The sequence below is a fragment of the Vibrio anguillarum genome (genome assembly GCF_003390515.1).
Taxonomy (GTDB): domain Bacteria; phylum Pseudomonadota; class Gammaproteobacteria; order Enterobacterales; family Vibrionaceae; genus Vibrio; species Vibrio anguillarum.
Window position 1 is genome coordinate 2164826 of sequence record NZ_CP031479.1, and the last position, 20543, is coordinate 2185368.

At 46.6% G+C, this 20543-nt stretch carries 10 protein-coding genes; 4 read left to right on the forward strand and 6 right to left on the reverse strand.

Translation table 11 applies throughout. From position 1 onward, the window contains the following. Positions 1-525: 525 nt before the first annotated feature. Entirely contained in the window at positions 526-1599 is a 1074-nt protein-coding gene (locus tag DD616_RS13350; RefSeq protein WP_094129633.1) for a 3-deoxy-7-phosphoheptulonate synthase, read from the forward strand. A gap of 59 nt (positions 1600-1658) precedes the next feature. Here the strand turns inward: DD616_RS13350 and DD616_RS13355 are convergent, their stop codons facing one another. Further along, positions 1659-2435: a 2,3-dihydro-2,3-dihydroxybenzoate dehydrogenase gene (locus DD616_RS13355; protein WP_094129636.1), complete on the reverse strand. Its 777-nt coding sequence runs from the start codon at positions 2433-2435 to the stop codon at positions 1659-1661. Between the two features lie 176 nt (positions 2436-2611). On the opposite strand from DD616_RS13355, the gene DD616_RS13360 reads away from it, so the two are divergent. Both DD616_RS13360 and vabE read left to right on the forward strand, forming a co-directional pair. Continuing rightward, complete coding sequence (locus DD616_RS13360; RefSeq protein ID WP_094129639.1) at positions 2612-3799, forward strand: isochorismate synthase; 1188 nt, start codon at positions 2612-2614, stop codon at positions 3797-3799. Positions 3800-3802: 3 nt separating this feature from the next. Next, complete coding sequence (vabE, locus tag DD616_RS13365; RefSeq protein ID WP_208871785.1) at positions 3803-5434, forward strand: (2,3-dihydroxybenzoyl)adenylate synthase; 1632 nt, start codon at positions 3803-3805, stop codon at positions 5432-5434. Between the two features lie 115 nt (positions 5435-5549). Here the strand turns inward: vabE and DD616_RS13370 are convergent, their stop codons facing one another. From DD616_RS13370 to vabH, 5 genes are all read right to left on the reverse strand, one after another. After that, positions 5550-6473, reverse strand: coding sequence for an isochorismatase family protein (locus DD616_RS13370; protein WP_208871786.1), 924 nt, complete (start codon positions 6471-6473; stop codon positions 5550-5552). Positions 6474-6720: 247 nt separating this feature from the next. Beyond that, positions 6721-8034: a vanchrobactin export MFS transporter VabS gene (vabS, locus tag DD616_RS13375; RefSeq protein WP_088732111.1), complete on the reverse strand. Its 1314-nt coding sequence runs from the start codon at positions 8032-8034 to the stop codon at positions 6721-6723. A 102-nt stretch (positions 8035-8136) separates the two neighbouring features. Next, entirely contained in the window at positions 8137-16620 is an 8484-nt protein-coding gene (locus DD616_RS13380) for a non-ribosomal peptide synthetase (RefSeq protein ID WP_208872329.1), read from the reverse strand. Between the two features lie 105 nt (positions 16621-16725). Next, positions 16726-16920, reverse strand: a complete 195-nt coding sequence (locus DD616_RS13385; RefSeq protein ID WP_013857274.1) for an MbtH family protein — start codon at positions 16918-16920, stop codon at positions 16726-16728. A 21-nt stretch (positions 16921-16941) separates the two neighbouring features. Continuing rightward, the gene (vabH, locus tag DD616_RS13390; protein WP_208871787.1) at positions 16942-18282 is read right to left on the reverse strand and encodes an enterochelin esterase; all 1341 of its coding nucleotides are present in this window, start codon (positions 18280-18282) and stop codon (positions 16942-16944) included. A gap of 164 nt (positions 18283-18446) precedes the next feature. Here vabH and fvtA point away from each other — a divergent pair, with 164 nt between their 5' ends. Next, the gene (gene fvtA, locus DD616_RS13395; protein WP_208871788.1) at positions 18447-20522 is read left to right on the forward strand and encodes a TonB-dependent receptor; all 2076 of its coding nucleotides are present in this window, start codon (positions 18447-18449) and stop codon (positions 20520-20522) included. Positions 20523-20543 lie beyond the last annotated feature (21 nt).

Here is a 20543-nt window from a genome sequence, read left to right on the forward strand (position 1 = left end):
TAAGTAGATGTCTGAGCACAAAAGAACCGTTCTAAAAACGCCTATTTCTCTCTTCGTGATACTGCTAGCACTTACCTCTAGGTTAATGAATCTGTTTCAAGGAAATCTCATCGATAAATTGACTTGTTTTCTAGCGAACAATTATATCAATCGGGGGTAAACTAACTTTATAGCCTTTACAACATGCTCTTGAGCCCGGCTAACTATCTAGACCTTTGATATGAGCATAAGGGCAGCTTGTACTCTTGAACTAAACGACCATGGTAAAAATCTTCTATTGGTAACCCCAAACGCTCACCAATCACCGTGGGCATTAATGTATTGATCTGCGGCAGGAGACCAAAAAGCACAATCATCACAAACATATTAGTGATTGATCATTACTAACAGCTCATTTTAAACGCGTTCCCCCATTTTGATTTAAATCTGTTTACATATTGACAATTGTACAAATGTTTCACACTATCGAAAATAATTAATGATAATAATTATCATTACGTCGTAATGTTTATGCGGATAGTGCCCATGAAATCTCTACATAATGTGATGAACGCTTCATCAATCACTCCTTTACCTAATCTATACCTTCTAGACCAATCATCAGAAACCGATAATCAACGATCAATGGCCGTTCACCAACACCGCCAAGACATTCAAAATATCTTGTCGGGTCGTGACTCAAGGATGTTGGTGATTATTGGGCCATGTTCAATCCACGACCCTGAGGCTGCAATTGACTATGCACAACGACTCGCAAAGGCACAAAAACAGTTCAGCAGCACTCTCAAGTTGGTGATGAGAACTTATTTTGAAAAACCGAGAACGCGGACTGGCTGGAAAGGATACATGGTTGACCCTGATCTCAACGGTCAATTTAACTTACTCAAAGGGCTCAGCTCTAGCCGTGAATTACTCAAGTCAGTCCTAGCGCTGGGTGTACCAACAGCAACTGAGTTTTTAGATACGCATATCGCACCGTATATCGCGGACCTTATTTGTTGGGGTGCGGTTGGCGCAAGAACCACTGAATCACAACCGCATCGCCAACTCGCTTCGGCATTGCACTGCCCTATTGGTTTTAAAAATGGTACTGACGGCAATACGACCATTGCAATCGATGCGATTCATGCCGCTAACGATTCACATCTGTTGATTATGGCGGGTGAGAATGGACAACCGGTTGCGGTGCAAACTCAAGGTAATCCATATTGCCATATCATTTTACGTGGTGGTGTCACGCCAAACTATGCAAGTCACAGTGTTAAAAGTGCGGCTTATCAATTACACCATAGCCAGCTCAGCAGCAGGCTGGTGATTGACTGCAGCCACGGTAATAGTGGGAAAATCGCTAAGAATCAATTGGATGTAATAAACAACATAGCCCAGCAACTGCTGTCTGGAGAGCGCCACATTGCGGGAGTAATGTGCGAAAGCTTTTTGCAAGGCGGTAGCCAAGCTTTGAATAAAGGTCCGCTCTGCTACGGCCAATCCATCACTGATGAGTGCTTAAGTTGGGAGGATACAATGTGCTTTTTAAATACGCTCGATGATGCGGTCGCAACACTTCAACAGCAGCAATATTGTCACGCTCCAGTGTAAACCACCACTAAGGTGAAGCTCCCGTTTGCTTCACCTTGCCTATCGTCAGTGGCCTTCACTTAATTATCGAGTGTAGCGCCGCCATCCACTCTCAAATCATGCATGGTGATTTGACTTGCTGCATTCGACATCAAAAACATAACAACCCCAGCAATGTCTTCGGGCTCCGCCATTTTGCCAAGGGGTATCCCCAAACGGTACTGTTCAAGATTACCTTTTATCACTTCTCTTTCACCATATTCGCTGTTCCATAACTGCGTTTGCATTTCGGTGCGTGTTGAGCCTGGGCTAACGATATTGCATCGAATTCCATCGTTTGCAAGCTCAAGAGCTGCGCACTTGACCAACATATGCAAAGCCGATTTAGATGCCGCATATGCTCCAATATTGAGCCGAGGCGTATTCGCTGAATTAGAGCCAATCACAATAACATTGCCACGCTGGCGCACTTTCATTCCTATCGCAACCCCTTGCAAAGCGGCTAAGGTGCCAAACGTATTGACATCAAACATCGCTTTGATCTCTGACATCGATAATTCGGTGATTGAACCAAGGTGCAATATGCCCGCGCAGCTGATGAAATGAGCAAACTGATAGCGCTCATTCAGTTCTTGTACCCTTTTTTTTACGTCGTCATGATGCTGTAAATCAAGCTCATAGCAATGAAGCTGCTCGGTATAGCGCTCGTTCAAACTCGCTAATTGCTGAGTTAATTGGTGGTGATTTTTATCCGTCGCTACAACTCGATAACCGCTCGCCAGTAAAGATTCCAATACGGCATAACCAATCCCCTGCCCGGCTCCAGTCAATAAAACCGTTTCGTCTAATTTCATCATTTTCCTAACTTTACTCCGTTAAATCCACACTAAACCATAGCCATAACTGAATCTCAGCCTTAGTTAATAACATTAATTATCATTTGTTATTGATAATTATTATCATATATAATCTGCGTACTTTAGTGGTTTGTAAAATAATAAGCAATTAGGCGTAACACGTTATTAATGGAGTTTTGGTGATGAAACGTGAAGTTATTGGGTTTTCAAAAATGGCTAATCAGCTATTGGATGAGCACTTAAAAGAATCTCCCTTCTTTTTTGCTTCGCCTCACAACACCATGCTTGGCGTGGGAATTGCTCATCAGTTCAATCAAGCGCTCCCATTCTGTGAGCTGGCGGATCAAGCAACCAAGATGCTAGAAGCAGCAAAAACAGATGAGTACGACAATCCTATTTTATTTGCGACAATTCCTTTTAATGAAGAGACGGCGACGCGTTTCTTCATTCCAGAAAAGCTCTATGTTTCTGGTAGCCCACGGGCCAGTGAAAAAGAAGGGCAGCAGAGCCATAAAGCGACCATTGTTTCACCGCCAACAGGCAACGACTACAAACAAGGAGTCACAACCTTACTTGAGCTGTTTAATACCACCGAACTATCAAAAGTGGTGCTATCACGTTTAGTGAAACTCTCGACTCCACAACACATCGATCAAACTCGTTTATTGCGTAATCTGTTGTCCATCAATCGCAATGGCTACACTTTTTCTACTGAAATTGGCCCTAACGCCAAGTTAATGGGAGCCAGTCCCGAGTTGTTGTTGGCGAAAAAAGGCGGGTTTATCGTTTCTAACCCCCTAGCGGGCTCGCGGCCTAAATCAAACAACGCGGTGCAAAACCAACAGCGCTCCGCTTCATTACTTGATACGCAAAAAGATCTGAATGAACATGCCTTCGTCGTCGAGGAAGTCGAGAAAGTACTCAGCCGCTACTGCCATAACTTATTTACCCCTATGGTTCCATCAGTGATTGAAACCGAAACGATGCTGCATTTATCAACAGTGCTTGAAGGACAAGCCGATGATCCGATGATTAACTCGCTACGCATTGCAGCAGAGTTACACCCAACACCCGCAGTGTGTGGTTATCCAAGATTATCGGCTTACCAAGCGATTAAGCAGATCGAAACTTTCGACCGCGGCTACTTCACTGGCATGATCGGTTGGTGCGACGCTCGGGGAAATGGCGAGTGGGTTGTCACGATACGCTGCGCGGAAGTGAGCCAAAATGAGATGAGTGTGTTCGCTGGAGCTGGCATTGTGAATGAATCCTCACCGCAGAGTGAACTCGATGAAACAGGGGCAAAAATGAGTACCATTTTGAAAGCCGCTGGTATTGAAATTGATGAATTACTTACCGCCTAAGGAGTGGTCATGAATAATCTTAACCCGACCGATTTTACCCCTTGGCCAGAGCAATTCAGCCAGCGCTATCGTAAACAAGGCTACTGGCAACAAAGAACCTTATTTGATTATTTCAGTGATTCCGTAAAAAAAAGCCCTGACGCCATCGCACTGATTGATGATTTCGGCCAGTACAGCTATCAAAATTTATATCAGAAAATGATCAGCCTTGCGGCTGGCTTGAGCTCCCTAGGTTTGCAGCGGGGTGATAATGTCGTACTACAAATGGCCAATCGTGCTGAATTCTATCTCTGCTTTTTTGCCTTGACCATGCGGGGCATTAAACCGGTTCTAGCTCTGCCAGCGCACCGCTATCTAGAGCTGAGCTATTTTTGCCAACATACTCACGCCAAAGCCTATATTTTTTCAGACGATATCGTGGGCTTTGACGCGCAGCAAACCGCTCAGAAACTACGAAGTAGTTGCCCTTCTCTCTTGCATACCATTGTTTGCGGTCAATCCTCACACGAGCAAATTCAGGAGTTAGATACGCTTTACCACTGCGCGGGAGACGATCCTGTTACTGATTCGGTCTTTGCTGATCAAGTGGCTTTTTTCCAGCTTTCCGGCGGAACAACTGGCACTCCCAAATTGATCCCTCGTACGCACAATGACTACGCTTATAGCGTACTTGGTAGCATTCAAATTTGTCAGTTTGGTCCACAAACGAGGTATTTGTGTGTTCTTCCCGTTGCGCATAATTTTCCACTCAGCTCGCCCGGCGCATTGGGCGTCTTTTACGCCGGCGGTTGTGTCGTGCTCGCTTCCGATACCACACCGCACACCGCTTTCCGTTTAATTGAGAAGCACCACATTACTGTCGCAGCGCTAGTGCCACCGTTAGCGCTACTGTGGATGAAATACGCCGAGTCCGCTACAGAAAACATCGCGAGCCTCACTCTGGTACAAGTCGGCGGAGCGAAGTTTAGTGAGGCCGCAGCAATGCGCTTACCGACGACTCTCCACTGTCAATTACAGCAAGTGTTTGGAATGGCTGAAGGGTTGGTTAATTACACACGACTTGATGACCCACTCAGCGTGATTGTTACTACTCAAGGACGCCCAATTTCAACTGATGATGAAGTGATGATAATCAACGATGAGGGTGAGCCCGCTGCGGTGGGTGAGGAAGGCTTGCTCATGACCAGAGGCCCTTATACGATTCGAGGTTATTACCAAGCTCCAGAACATAACCAACGCTCATTCACCGACCAAGGCTTCTATATCACAGGTGACAGAGTGCGTAGGACGGCTGAAGGCAATATTATCGTCACGGGACGAGAGAAAGATCAGATCAATCGTGGTGGTGAAAAAATCGCAGCCGAAGAGGTTGAAAACCTGCTACTTCAACATCAGGATGTTCATGATGTGGCTTTGGTTGCTATTGCTGATGAGTTTCTTGGTGAACGCAGTTGCGCCATTGTCGTTCCAGATAACGGTAAAACGCTCAAACCCATTACTCTCAAACGATTTTTACATGCTCAAGGATTAGCAGAATTTAAGATCCCTGATCACATCCATTTCGTCGATGAATTACCCAAAACCCCCGTGGGCAAAGTCAACAAAAAATGGTTAAGAACGCAATACTCTCACTAATCATGGCAATACAGGCGCTCAAATAACGTGAAGATGAAAAAGCCGATATCGTCGATATCGGCTTTTTCTTTCTGGGCGATACGTTCTCTTTCCCTATTCTAGGGGCCCAGTATACTCAAACCGGTTGCTCTTCAGTGGAACGCGTGCCCGTTACTTGATGTGACGACTGAGCAACAACACTAGGCTCCATCACATGCCACCACTCTCTTAAAGTTGAATATTTAATCATCTCTGAAAAGGCGCACTCTATGCCCATCTTGCGCCATGATTCAAATAAGGTAACCGCGCGGATAGAATCTAAGCCAAGAAAAGTGAGCTTCTCATCTACATCCACTTCATCTAAATCGAGATCCAATAGCTCAGCCACTTGCTGACGCATCTGTTCAAGGCTCAATAAACCGGTTTCTTGACTGTGGATCATTTGTGGTTTTAATGCCTCAAGCGAAGTCACGCAGCCAACACGCTCCGTGATGTATTTCAGCGTATGATGATGATCTTCCAAAGAGAAGTCAGCCACAGCATCACCGACCACAAAAGGCTGTATATCCAACATAAAGGCATCTAACGCCGTAGATAAGATACCTATATGTGCATAGACACCCACAATGATCAACTGGTCACGCTGTGTCTCTTTCATCCACTCCAGAAGCGGCGTTTTCTTAAACGCGCTATAACGCCATTTGGTGTATTGGATATCCCCGTCTTCAGGTGAAAGCTCCGACACAATCTCAGTATCTTTTGTCAGCCCTGTTCCCCAAAAATCAGTCAGTAGCGCTCTCTCTACTGGGTCTTGGTTAGGGGGTTGAGCTGTGTACACCACGGGGATATTGGCCTGACGAGCCAGTGATTTCAGCTCTGAAATATTCGCTAATAACTCAGGAACGGGTGCCTGAGAATGATCAAAAAAGTTGATAAAGTACTTTTGCATATCGTGAATGAGCAGTACCGCTCTATCCGCTTGGACATGCCAGTGAACTTTATTTTTCGGAAATGTTTCAGCCAGCGGAATGGAGTAGCTGGCTATTTTGGGAATCGCCATAAATATAATCCTTGTTAAAAGAGGCTTTTCTCGTTCGTGATGCCTTAAAGCCAATAACGACTTCAGAAATAAGAGGCTCGTATTCGTCGACAATCGCCACCCAAATGGTAACAATTATCATTTCATTAATACTAAAGCAGTCTACGCATAAAAATCAATTGTTAATGAGATTAATTCTCAATTATATGCATAACGTACCGCTCTCGACTCACGGCAACACAACAAGAGCCCACCACAAAACGAATAGCTAATTCATCGTTTGCGCCGCAGGTTGGGAAGTGACCTCATCTGAGGAGACGTTAGGTTCTGAGCTTGTATTAACGATAAGCGCTGGATCAAACAGAGTCGCTTGGCGTAATGAGCGAAATGCCATCACCATCAACGCACCAATTCCGGTTGCACCTAAACCAAAAGTGAGGATCGACATCGTTGGTGCTAGCACTTTACCCAACGCCCCTAAACCGAGTGCTCCAATCGAGTCTCCCGATACATCTTGCGCCGTCCATAAGCTACTTACGCGGCCTAACAGGTGATCTGGAGTGTGTCCTTGTACGATCGAATATTGAATCAGAGAAGCGACCGAACCCAAATAACCATAGCCAACTAAGATGAGAGCAAACCACCAAAAATTATTCACAAGCCCCATAGCCACAATCGCTAAAAATGAGCCTAACGTCGCGTAGATTAAGACCATTCCTGGCTTTTGCGACTGTTTTACCCAACCTGAAGTCAGTGCGCCACACATCGCCCCCAACGGAATGGCCGAATACATCACACCTGCGTTAGCGGCGGTGCCCTGAAATGAGACTAAAGCTAACGCAGGGAACATCACTCTAATCGCAGTTGCTAATGTTTCGAGTGTGCCAAACAGCACCACACAACCAACCACTTTGTTTGAAAATAGAAATTGAACACCTTCATACAGTGATTGAAATGGATTCTCTGGCGTATGATGTTGCGGTTTCATCGAAGGTAATCTAAACAGTGGGATCAGCGTACAAAGCGTTCCAACAGAAGCCGCAATATAGTTCCAACTGACATCACCGACAGTGATCAGTAAGCCGCCAATCGCTGGCGAAAGAACCATACCTAATCGAACCGTTAACATGCTCAATGCGGCAGCTTCAGGTAATTTTTGTCGCCCAACAATGGTCGGTAAAGCAGCCATCAAGGCCGTCATACCCATAGCGCCAAAAAAACCATCCCATACCGAGAGTATATAGAGAGCCGCTAAGGAGGATTGCGCGACTATGCTATTGAATGCTAATGCCGCAAACCCAATGCCACAGGTCGCGCGCGCAAACAAAATCAATCGACGGCGATCGTACTTATCGGCCAGTACGCCTCCAAGCAGCAGGCCAACAAACATCCCGATACCATCCAATGCCATGATAAGACCTACCTGCAAGGTCGAACCGGTCATTTGATGTATCTGTATCGGCACTGCGACCGTCATCATGCCAAGAGCAAGCACTGACATCATGCGGGCCATAAAGACCATTCGGAAATGTGGGTTGTCTTTTAGTAGGCTAAAATCTAAAAATATATTCTTTATATTCATACTATTATCTATTCAAACCAGAATGTAATGCTTTCAAAACATCGCGAAGATTAAGACGAAACCAGCCTTGATAAGCACTGGTTTCGTCAATGGTGGTTTTTGTTATTTTTTCAGTGCAGCCTTCGACTCCAGCAGCGTATTTAAACATTCGCCAATCTGGCGTACATTTTCTGGGGCCAAGATATCTTCATGTGAACAATCAAACTGATGCTTAATCAACTGGCCGACAAAAGATTGCCAATGAGCATCAATATCATAACCATCTGGCACCGTACGTTGCGCCACAAAAAGGTGGGCCGGACCTTGATAATCAGACGTTTGTGCCTGTGCAAGTAGACGTACCGCATCTTCATAGTTAGCGGTAATCTCATTGAACATCGCCAAACGTTGCTCATCTAATTCAATGTCGGTTAGCTCATTGATGGCCAGAAACTGCTCTTTTTCACGCTCAATTTCGTACTGCTCTTCTTCATCCATCGGGCCATCCCAGTTCTGACCCTCCGGTGGATAGGTATCCAATAACCCTAAAAAGTGCACCTCTTCACCCTGCTGTTGAAGCTTCGCGGCCAATTTTTGTGCCACAATCCCGCCAAATGAATAGCCTAATAGATGGTAAGGTCCAAATGGCTGTATCTCTCTTAAGACGGGTAATAAACGATCACACACTTCTTCCATCGTTTCACTGGTCGCCATCGCTCCGCCGGGCCGAGGTGATTGCAAACCATAAATGGGATAATGTCCTGTCAGATATTTAGGTAGCCCTGTGTATTGCCAAGCAAAGCCAGAAGCAGAGTTGACGCAAAAAAGTGCTGGGCCACTTCCGGCACGGATAGGCAGCACTTCACCAAAACCAGCTAAGGTGGGGTCGTTAAAAGCATCTTCATCCAGCAACAAACTCGCCAGTTTCTCCACCGTAGGATTGACCATTATTTGACCAACTGTGACAGGTAGGTTTAGCGCTCTTCGAATATCTGCCGCTAATTTCATCGCCAGCAGTGAATGCCCGCCGAGCGTAAAGAAATCATCATCAGCAAATAGTGTTTCGACAGCCAATACTTGAGCAAATAGCGTCACCAATTGTGTTTCAAGGCCCGGATGAGCCTTGCGCCCTACCCGTACTGCGACGTCATTTGGCCGCGGTAATGCTTTTTTATCTAGCTTGCCGTTGGCGCTAAGCGGGTAGTGATCCAGTAACACGATAGCCGCCGGAACCATATGGGCTGGTAAATGTTCGGAAAGTTCAGCGCGTAGCTTCTCGCCATTCGTTACGCTCATATCATGCGCGATGACGTAACCGATAATTTGCCGTTCATCAGCGCCTAACATACCGGAATGAGTAGAGAGCGTCTGAGCACAGACCACCGCTTGTTTTACCGCAGGAAGTGCCTGTAATGCGCTTTCAATTTCACCCAGTTCCACACGCTGCCCGCGAATTTTTATCTGATCATCACTGCGTCCTAAATACTCAATCGAGCCACACGCTAACCAACGCACGACATCACCAGTGCGGTACATTCGCTCGCCACAAGTAAACGGATTGGCGATAAACCGATCCGCCGTTAACGCACTGCGATTAAAGTAACCGATGGCTAATTGCTCGCCAGCAAGATAGAGCTCGCCCGGCACACCGATTGGTACAGCTCTTAAAAAGCTATCGAGCACATAAACTTGGGTGTTCCATACCGGTAAACCAATCGGTGCACTACGGCCAACGCTTGCGTTTAATGCCTCGCCGTAAGCTGGATAATAAGTCACGTCAACCGCCGCTTCCGTCGGGCCGTACAAGTTATGCAGCGGTGCATTAATTCTACGTGCGTACTGATGGCAGAGCTCTTTCGCAAGCGCTTCACCTGAGCAAAATACTTGCTTGAGGCTTGGTGCTACGGTGAAACCCGTTAGGTGAGTTGCTTCAATTGAGGCCATAAAAGCTGCCAGCATTGAGGGTACAAAGTGCATCGTGGTCACGTGATAATCGTCAATTATTTGCAATAACCATTCAGGGTCTTTATGCGCTTCAGCCGGAGCCATCACTAAGCTCGCCCCTTCCAGTAAGGGCCAGAAAAACTCCCACACGGAGACATCAAAACTGCACGGCGTTTTTTGCAATACCACATCATCAGAGTTCAAGGGATATTGGTGCTGCATCCACTTCAATCGGTTGACAATCGCTTGATGAGAAACCAACACCCCTTTGGGGTTACCTGTTGAACCTGAAGTGTAAAGCAAGTAGGCCGCATTTGAGGGGGTAAGCCCATCTGCGCGGTTCTGCCGCTCTGCGCGCACGGGGGCTGGTAACTTATCCAACAACAATAGTGTCGCTAAACCTTCAAAACGTGAGGTGAATGAAGAGCAAGTGATGATCAGCGCAGGCTTAGCATCATTGATCATGTAGGCCAAGCGCTCATCCGGATAACCAACATCCAACGGTAAATAAGCCGCACCACATTCGATAATACTGTAGATCGCCAAGCTCAAGGTTGCGCTGCGTGGCAAGGCAACAGCAACAATATCCCCGGCCTTAACACCTTGCTGAAGCAGCAAATCGGCAATAGCGGCCACCTGCTCAGCCAGTGCTTGATAGGTAAAACGGTGCTCACTATCAATTAAAGCCAACTGATGTGGAGAACGTTGTTGCTGCGTGATCATCAAATCACGCAGTGTCGTGCGTTCAACGGCGGTTTTGGTCTGGTTGACGCGTTGCTGCAATTCAATTTCGCCACTTAACCGCAGATCCCATTCAGCGAAAGGCTTATCACTCGACACCATAAACTCATCCAGCATTTGCTCAAATCGTTGTACGATCTGTTTTGCTACGCCGACTCGGTCTCGATATTCAAACAGGATATGCAGTTGCTCTCCCGGTAAGACGAGAATGGTTAATGGATAATGGGTATAGCCACGATTGTGGATAGCCATTAATTTCGCGCCGCTAAAATCTTGCTGGTACCAACGGCTATGATCTGGATAGTTTTCGACCACCAGCAAAGTATCAAAGAGTGTTTTTCCACCCACCAGTTGCTGGATCTCACCCAAGCCAAGTTCATCGTGCTCCAGTAATTGGATTTGGATCGCTTGGTGCGATTTTAATTGCTCACTCAAACTAAGGTGAGGTTGCAGTGTCACACGGACAGGCACGGTATTACTGAATAACCCTATCTGTTCATCAATACCGGCAATACGGCTGAACCGACCAGAGATTGGCGTACCAAAAACCACCTCTTCACGGCCCGTCATGCTGGCGAGAATACTCGCCCAAAGGCCTTGCATTAAGGTGCTCATGGTTAAACCATGATGTCGTAAACACTGATTTAACTGATCCGTTTTATGCTTTGATAGCCATAACTGATGCTCGTTAACTTCCTCGCTAAGTGGAATATCATCAAAAGCCATACACGGCTGAACATCAGCTAATACTTTGCCCCAAAGCTCGGTCGCAACGGTTTTATCGCGCTGCGTTAGCTGGCTCACAACGTGAGCATAACCGACGGTTACCGGAGGTAAGTTCGAGACTCCTTGGGCGTATGCACTGAGAAAGTCATTCAATAAAATCGGCGTTGACCAGCCATCGACCACCAGATGATGTGCCGAAAGGAGCAGTGTGCTTTGCTGATCACCATGAAAAATCAACTGGGCCTGCAACAGGCTGTGGGTAGGATCGTTAAGGTCAAACTGGCGGCTTAGCTCTTTCTTCTCTAACTGATCAATCAACGCGCTTTGCTCATCACCACTCATGTTTGTTATGTCATAACGTGTCAGTGGCCAACTTGGATTAACCTGCGTCATCACCTGTACGGTACGCCCCAATATCGAACTATCAAATCGAGCGAGCAACTGCGGATGACGCCTAATCACCGCATTAAGCGCTTCGCTCACGCGATGCTCAGACAGTTGACCTTGGAAAGTAAGACGCGTGGTGGAGTTATAACTGCTATTTTTATCCCCTAATTGAGATTGGAACAGTAATCCTTCTTGTAAAGGCAATGCTGGCAGTACATCCGCTAACTTGCCATAGTGGTGTTGCAATAGGCTCGCTTGTCGCAGTGTGATTCCCGGCTCGGTATAGTCAGCAGGTACAGAGAGGTCCAACTCAGCACTATCGCCAACTTGTAGCGCTTGCTGTATTTTCAGCAGCTCACTTTCAATCTGTTGGCTCAGCGACACCATTTCCTGTTGGCTGAACAGATGAGCATTCCAAGACCAGTTGAGCACCAATCGCGGCGTTGCCGATTCTTCGACGAAAATATTTAGCTCTAAGGGATGCTGCAAAGCTCGTTCACTGTTTAAGGTGACGGCAAATGTATCGGCAAACTGCCCACTATATTGCTGTGGTGACCACTGACCATCGCTGCTTTGGAAACGGCCAAGGTAATTAAACAGCAATGACGGTTGGCGTGTATTCGCTAATGTGCGTAATTCATCTCGATACGGATTATCAAGATAGCGCAGCACCATATAACCTAGCCCTTTATCTTTCACACTGCGCTTACTTTGCTTCACTTCACGTAACCGCTCGCGGTAATCACCCTGCTTTGGCACGTTAATGATCAACGGATATTCGGTGGTAAACCACCCTAGAGTTTGGTTGAGATCGATCTCCTCTTTACACTCTTCACGGCCATGAGATTCGACGTTCACTTTAATCTCTTCACACCCATAAAGTCTTGCGATCGCCCCCGTGACCGCGGCTAATAGCATCTCTTCAATATCGAGATTCGTCTGGTGTGTGGGTAATTCCAATAACGGCTGCGTAACGGCATGAGAGAGTGGCGTACGCCAATGCGTCATGCGTATTTTATCGACAGGATCCTTGATGGGAGCAACAGCACGCTGTGCCTGCGCTCGCCAAAATGGCATTTGCGCAGCAGCGACCGCTAAATGTTGATACAGCGCTTTTGACCAACAATGGATACCGGTAACCTCCTCAGAAATCACCGCTACTTCACCTGTGACTTGTGCTTGAGTTAATGCCTGCAACTGCGGAAGCAATATTCGCCAAGAGACACCATCGATAAGGAAATGGTGAGCAAGGATCATGAGACTTTTACGCCCACTGCGCTCCGTTATCATCACCAAGCGTAATAGCTGACCCGATGATATTGACATCGACTGACTGCGCTGGCTAAACAGACTGTCCAACACGGGGCCATCTAGCCTCTCAACCGAAACCGATTCAACCCAGTTTTTTACATCAAGATTTTGCAGCGCCTCAATATGGTATTGCTGCTCTTTTTGGACCAAGCGACATACGGAATGGTTGGCGACCAGTTGCACTAAACTGGCTTGCAAGTGCACTAATTGGGTTTCGCTTTCCACCTTAACAAGCACACTTTGCACATAACTGGTTGTATTAGAAAATGTCTCCTCAAACCATTGCCACATAGGCAGAGGCCGAATAATGCCTTCTTGTTTCTCGCGCTGTTGTTGCTGTAGTGGCACCATTTGGCCCGCCATCATACCCAGTTGACGGGCTGCAAAAATAGCTTTGGGTCGTAGATCATAGCCCGCCGTTCGCAATCGCGTCCCAAGGCTCATTGCCGAAATACTGTCCCCGCCTAGGTTAAAGAAGTCATCTGACATTCCTACGTCACTGACACCGAGTAGCTCGGTGATCGCATCACATAACAGCTGCTCTGGTTGGGTTATTGGGGCCACGCGTTCGCTACGCGTGCCTGCCGAGTACTTAGGGAGCGCTTTTCTATCGATTTTCCCATTCACATTCAAAGAGAAAGCATCCAAGATCATCACATTGGTTGGCTGCATATAGTCAGGCAGCGCCTGTGCGATAAGACTTTGCAGTCTTTGCTCTGTGAACGCGGGTTGAACTGACTCACCCTGAGTCCCTTTCTCTAAAGTACAGTAAGCCAATAAACGATGAGTATCGCCAACAGGCTCTGCTACGACTACCGTCGTATTAACACCATCAATCGCATTAATAGCACTTTCTACATCGCCCAATTCAATACGAAAACCGCGAATTTTGATTTGGTGATCACACCGGCCAACAAAATCCAGTAACCCATTGTCTCGCCACTTCACCAAATCACCAGTGCGGTACATTATCTTGCCATACGCAAAGGGGTTCGCCACAAAACGTTCTGCTGTCATACTTGGCTGGTTGAGGTAGCCCTTTGCTAACCCCGCACCCGATAAATAAAGCTCACCCACCTCACCAATAGCGACAGACTCTAAATTTTCATCAAGCACGTAAACACAAGCACCGGCAATTGGTCGACCAATGACAGGCGATGCATCTGCATCAAGCGAAGCGCTGATCGCATCAACCGTAAATTCTGTTGGTCCATAAAAGTTTTCCACCAGCAGTTCGGGAAACTCACTCACACGTGACCAAAGCTTTTGTGGTATGGCTTCACTACCAATCAAAACTAACGTCGGCACGTGAGCACTCGTCATTAATCCACTATCGAGCATTTGATCAAACAGTAAAGGCGGTAAATCAAGAGCATCGATATTATCTTCAGCAACACACTGAACCAGTTCGTAGGTGTCTTTCCGTTGTTCATCGTCATACAAATACATAGTATGGCCAGACAACATCCAGAGTACTTGCTCCCAAGAAGCATCGAAGGAGAATGACGTCGTATGCGCTGCACGAACAGTAATAGCTTGTTCTGGTAATTGACGACGTGTCGCCAGTTTTCTGATGGCCGCAGAAAAAATCGAACCTTGATGAGAGTGCAGTAAATTCAACAACGCTCCATGTGTGTTCATGACCCCTTTCGGGTGACCAGTCGAACCTGAAGTAAAGATGATATAAGCCACGTCGTTGTGACTGATCGTCGGTTTGGGTTGTGGTGCTGTGTGAATGCGAGCCAATTCAGGAAGAGCAATAAACCTAGGGACGTAGCTTATCGATGAATAAGCCATGTTTTGCTCATCCTCCACAACTAAGCACCAAGGGCGTGCTTGTTCAACAATCGATTCAATACGTTCTATGGGATAATCAAGATCGATAGGCAGGTAAATCGCACCCGCTCGCAAAATAGCTAGCATAGTCACGACGCTTTCAGGCCCACGTCGTAACGCGACACCTGCAATATCACCTTGGCGCAAGCCCGCGGTAATCAGTTGATCCGCTCGAGTTTCAATAAGGTGATTGAAGGCATCAAATGTCCAACGCTGCTGTTTAAATACCAAGGCATCTTCGTTTGGCTTGCTCTCAACTGTCTGCTGCCATACATCCAGCACAGTTTGCTCTGTTTCATGTTCATGTTGTGGCCCCACCGACCACAAAGCAATCTGCTGCTTCTCGCTCGGCGGGATTAACTCTACCAAATCAAGTGGCTGTGTTGGATGGTTGGCAATCTGCTCTACCATCGCAACAAAACGAGCGGCATGAAGTTCTAATGACTCTTGGCTATATTTGGTGCTGTTGGCCGTGATATTAACACTCAATGTCTGACCATCGAGCACTGGCGAAAATTCAATCTCATCAATCGGACCTGCCGAGAGGATATGTGTCTCAGTCTCTACGCCAGATAAACTCAGTGCAGCTTCAAAGGGTTTAAAGTTGAGTATCGGGCCATAGAGCGGCTGGCCTACTAATCCCAAATCACGCTGGATCTGCTCAGCGTCATACATCTGGTGGCGACGAACTTGGCGGATGGTTTTATTCATCTCTCGCGCCACATCAATAATGCTCATTTGTGGATGAAGTGACAGCGCCACCGGCAGTACATTCACTACCGCACCAGCGGCACAAGTGGCGGCATTGCCCATTCGGCGCATAAAGGGGACACCCACACACACTTGCTCTTGCCCAGAATGTAAATGGAGATAAGCAAATACCATCGCCATCGCAAGCTCGGCGGGTAACAACTGTGGACTATAGCGAGTTAACCACTCTCCACTGATTAATGGCACGGTGTGAGTGATCGTGCTCGATGATGTATTGGCTGAGCTACCTGTGGTGAGCGAAATAACATTGGGTAAATGAGCCGCTTGCGTTTGCCAAAAGTCGTACGCCTGCTGGCGCGCTGCTGAGTCTAAAAATTGCTGATATTCTTGAATTACATCACTAAAAGCGCTGAACTCTTGAGGTTTCGCAGCACCAATCCGCCAATGGTTATAAAGTTGGCAGATGTATTGACTGATGGTATTCACGCTGAACCCATCCACGTCAATATGATGGTAACGTTGATACCAAAACCATTGCGGTGCATTGCTTGAACCAACATCAATTAAACAGTGTCGGAAACGCCTTTTTCTTGATGAAATGTCCAACCGCTGCGTAAGATCGTGCTTCATCCACTCCCGAGCCGACTCTTCTGGCAAGGCGGCTTGTGAAAAGTCGAGGATTTCAAGCCACTGCCCTTCTTCATCCGCTGGATAAAACTGCTGCCTCACGCTGCCATCGCTCTCTAAATAATGGCAGTGAAGGGAATCAACGCCTTGCAAGCCGATGGCTACCGCGTTTGAAAATAACTCAATATCGATTTGACCTTGAATCACCACGTAGTGGGCAACATTAAATTGCTCTGGATTGGGCATCATCTGCTCGGCAAACCAAATACCTTGCTGTGTGCCGATAAGAGGCCACTGATCCTCTTGCACTGATGAGTTGTACATCTCTTTATTCCTAACAAAAGTCATTGCCTATGTCCCTTTTTGTTACCCCGCTTAACAAGCATGAATGAACAGCGCCGCTATTGCAGGAGTCAAAACTCGTTTGGTTTAAGCTCGAATATCTAACCACTGAGCTTCGATGTAGTTGCAACACTCTTGTTTTGACCTCGGTCCAAGGATGGCTTGCCAACCAGCGGGAATGGCTTTGAATTCTGGCCATAAACTGTATTGATTATGCGAATTGATCAGCACTAAAAATTGATGCTTAGATTCATCAAAAGGGTTGGTGTATTTTTCTGACATATTTCTCTCTACCGCTGAAAATTAAAGATAAGGTTCTAAAACATATGACAAGCCATCGATGATCCCGCCGCGCCAACAGAGTCGTTCGTGACCGCCGTCAAACAGACGAAATTGAATTCGATGCTGTTGTGAAGCCAACTGTTGGTATAGATCTCGACTTAAATCGATCATGATGTCTTCGCCGCTACCCACTTCGAGGAAAAGCGCAAGACGTGAATTGGCACCTAAACCTTGATGTACCTCTTGGCTCATTTTGCTTAATCGCGAGTCGCTTTTCGGTGGACAATATTCACTGGGGGGTTTAACGATCGAGAAATCGGGCCACCAAAATGAACCCGATTGACAAACCACAGAACCGAATCGCTGCGGCCAGTGTAATGCCGCGTACATTGCCGCTAAGCCTCCTAAACTCTGGCCTACGATCACCGTTTGGTCTGCATCGCGGGTTACTCTGACGCGCTCGTTAATCGAGGGGAGTAACTCCTCCATCACGGATTGCCAAAACAGCGGATTACAACTGAGATCATCACTGCGTTGTTGAGCGCTAATTTCATCAATCAACACATAGAGCGCCGCTGGAAGCTTTCCACTGTGGGTCGCCTGTGAAAGAGCCTCATAAACCGGCATCGATTGAGACCAAAAACGGCCATCCAGTATCAATACCAAGGGTAACGGCTCAGTGGTGGGTCTTTGCGCGGTCGAATAAAGCCAAATCTCGCGCGATATACCGAGCAAAGTGCTGCGCCAAGTAAAGGTCGAATCAGCACTTTTGAAGCACTGACCTTGCGCTGAATCGAAACCGAGCCACTCTGTTTGCGTAAGCGCTTTAGGCATATGACAAGGTGTTTTCGCGCGCCCCCACTCGCATTTTGACAAATCATTTTGAGCCAGTGGATCAGCGCAACTCAGTGGAAAAATGGAGCGTAGCCATTGCCGATGTTGGTGGCGCATTGCATCGTATGAACCTTGGTAACTCGGCTGCACTAACGCTTCTGGGACAGGAATAAAAGAATACCCTCCTCGCCAACTCTGTTTGACGCTATCGATATAAAACCACACATCGGTATTATCGATATGAGTAAACTTCGCCATCGAAAAACTGTGATGATCGGTGACACCATTAATATCAACGTAGATCGCTTGATTTGCGGCCACACTCGGCTTCGACCCACGCCATAAAAAAAGCACTTTTGCATATTCGCCATTTATTTCAATCACATAAGGCATGCCGATCGATTGCACATGTACCCACCAAGGCTCGTCACCAATAGAGCCGCCCTCTTGAATAAAACGGGCCAACACCCCATTGAGCTCAGCCCTCTCTTGTGAGCTCTCCTTATTAACAACCATTACTAAAACCACCCCATATCAAGCCTAGTATTTTTGAAACATAGAAACTAAGTAGCATAAAACTGCATTGATGATATTGCAAATAATAACAATTATCATTAACATTACAACCAGCAACAGTTGATTCAATAATGGTTGCAGCAACATCATTTTTTCTATTAAGGAACTTTTAGGTCATGAAGCCCATGGATATGAATAACGGTAAGGCAGTCAGAAATATCAATAAGACTCAACTCGCCACACTGATTGGCATCCTCTGCGTTAGTACTAGCGCAAACGTTGTCGCGGAACAGCTCGAAAAAAAAGAGCCGCAGAGAAAGCAAGATACTGTGGTTGTGGTAGGTGAGAAATTGGGAGGAACACTGGCCGAAAACACCAGTTCGCTCACCCTATTCACCGATGAAGTGGATGATGGTGAAAGCCGAGATTACTACGATCTGCTCGACCGCGTACCAAACGTACTCAATGCACCTTCGGGCATTCCACACATTCGTGGGGTCGATGGACGTGGCCCTGGCGAAGGTTTTCTGACCTTCATGACAGGCGCAACACCGCGCGTCAATACCACGGTAGACGGCGTGTCTGAATCTTGGTCTGGAGAAGCGTTTGGTAAAGCTGGACTGTGGGATACAGAACAAGTGGAAGTCTATAAAGGGCCGCAATCCACCAACCAAGGCCGCAATAGTATTGCTGGTGCAGTTGTGATCAAAACTAAGGATCCAACGTTCCACCGTGAGGGTAAAGTTCGCGCTGGTTATGAAAATGAAGACAGTAAATATCATCTCGCAGGGGTCGTGTCGGCACCTCTGGTTGAAGATACTTTAGCGTTTCGTCTTGCCGCCGAAGGTACCAAAGGCAATACCCCTATCGATTACTCTCTGCCTAACGGCGATCAGTACCCTTGGGATCCTTCCGAGCTCGAATCCTATAATGTCCGTGGTAAATTATTGTGGAAACCTCAAGGAAATGACAAGCTAACAGCCAAGCTAACGGTTGGTAGCCGTAATGAAGAGGGGCAATACACCAACTTCGTTACCAAGCCGGGCACACTTGAACTGCATAGCAAAAGTGGCACGCGTCGCCAAGAAACCAAAAGCTGGAATATCAACCTAGACGTCAATTATGTGATTAATGATGAACTAACAACGGATATTTTAGTCGCCCATCGTAACTACACCACCAAGTTCAAAGCTTATCCTGATACTAATTGGTATGGTGATGTGGATGAAGATAACTACACCGCAGAAGCAAAGCTTACATATCAATCACTTGATGAAAAGTACAATGCGATTCTAGGCCTAGCCAGCTTCTTCAAAGATCAATACACCGAAACAGATTCATTAAAACGTAAAGATGAAGTTTTAACCAACTCAATCTACTTTGACTCAAGAATTCGTTTGGATAATCGTTGGCAGCTATTATTAGGTGCACGTTATGAAAGAGATGAACTGAAGCGAGATTTCGATCACGCTACCCTACCACTCGATTTTAAAGCCGATGAAGATGACGGCATCCTATTGCCTAAGATTGGTCTATTACTTGATGTCTCAGATCACTCCACCCTCGGTCTTACGGCCCGTAAAGGCTACAATGCCGGTGGATTAGGCTATAACGAGTACAAAGAAGAAGTTTTTGTTTTTGAACAAGAAAAAGTCTGGAGCTACGAGCTAAGTTCTCGTTCAAGCTTCCTGGATGACAAGCTGGATCTGACTGCTAACCTGTTCTACAACGACTACAAAAATTATCAAACTTCGGTCTCTGGTGACAGCGGAAAACGCTTCGACACCTATATCACCAATATACCGAAAGGGAAAACTTACGGTACGGAAGTTGAAGCCTCTTACTGGTTTGATTCTGGGCTCGACCTGTTTGCGTTTGTCGGTCTTCTTAAAACGGACATCAGCGAAGGACCAACCGGTACCTCTACCAATCTCTCAGGCAATGAGTTCAGTTACGCTCCTAAACTGTCTGCAGGTGCGGGCTTTACTCAACACTTAGATTCTGGTCTATTTTTTGGTGCTCGTGTTAACCACGTTTCCGATTACTATACCGATTTAGCCAACACAGAGAGTAAAACGGCAGGCGATTACACCGTGTTGAATCTGAATGCAGGTTACACTCTCAACGATTTGACTATTCGCGCTTATGTGAAAAACGTCACTGATGAAGAGTACGTGATTCGCCAGAAAAGTGATCTCTACGAAGTCGGCGGTCCACGCACCTTTGGCATAGTCGCTGATTACCAGTTCTAGTTAATAACTCTGACTCACTCT

Coding starts and splice junctions, on each gene's coding strand:
- DD616_RS13350 (WP_094129633.1), top strand. CDS start 526: ATGAAATCTCTACATAATGTGATGAACGCTTCATCAATCACTCCTTTA.
- fvtA (WP_208871788.1), top strand. CDS start 18,447: ATGAAGCCCATGGATATGAATAACGGTAAGGCAGTCAGAAATATCAAT.
- vabS (WP_088732111.1), bottom strand. CDS start 8,034: ATGAATATAAAGAATATATTTTTAGATTTTAGCCTACTAAAAGACAAC.
- DD616_RS13355 (WP_094129636.1), bottom strand. CDS start 2,435: ATGATGAAATTAGACGAAACGGTTTTATTGACTGGAGCCGGGCAGGGG.
- DD616_RS13385 (WP_013857274.1), bottom strand. CDS start 16,920: ATGTCAGAAAAATACACCAACCCTTTTGATGAATCTAAGCATCAATTT.
- DD616_RS13380 (WP_208872329.1), bottom strand. CDS start 16,620: ATGTACAACTCATCAGTGCAAGAGGATCAGTGGCCTCTTATCGGCACA.
- DD616_RS13370 (WP_208871786.1), bottom strand. CDS start 6,473: ATGGCGATTCCCAAAATAGCCAGCTACTCCATTCCGCTGGCTGAAACA.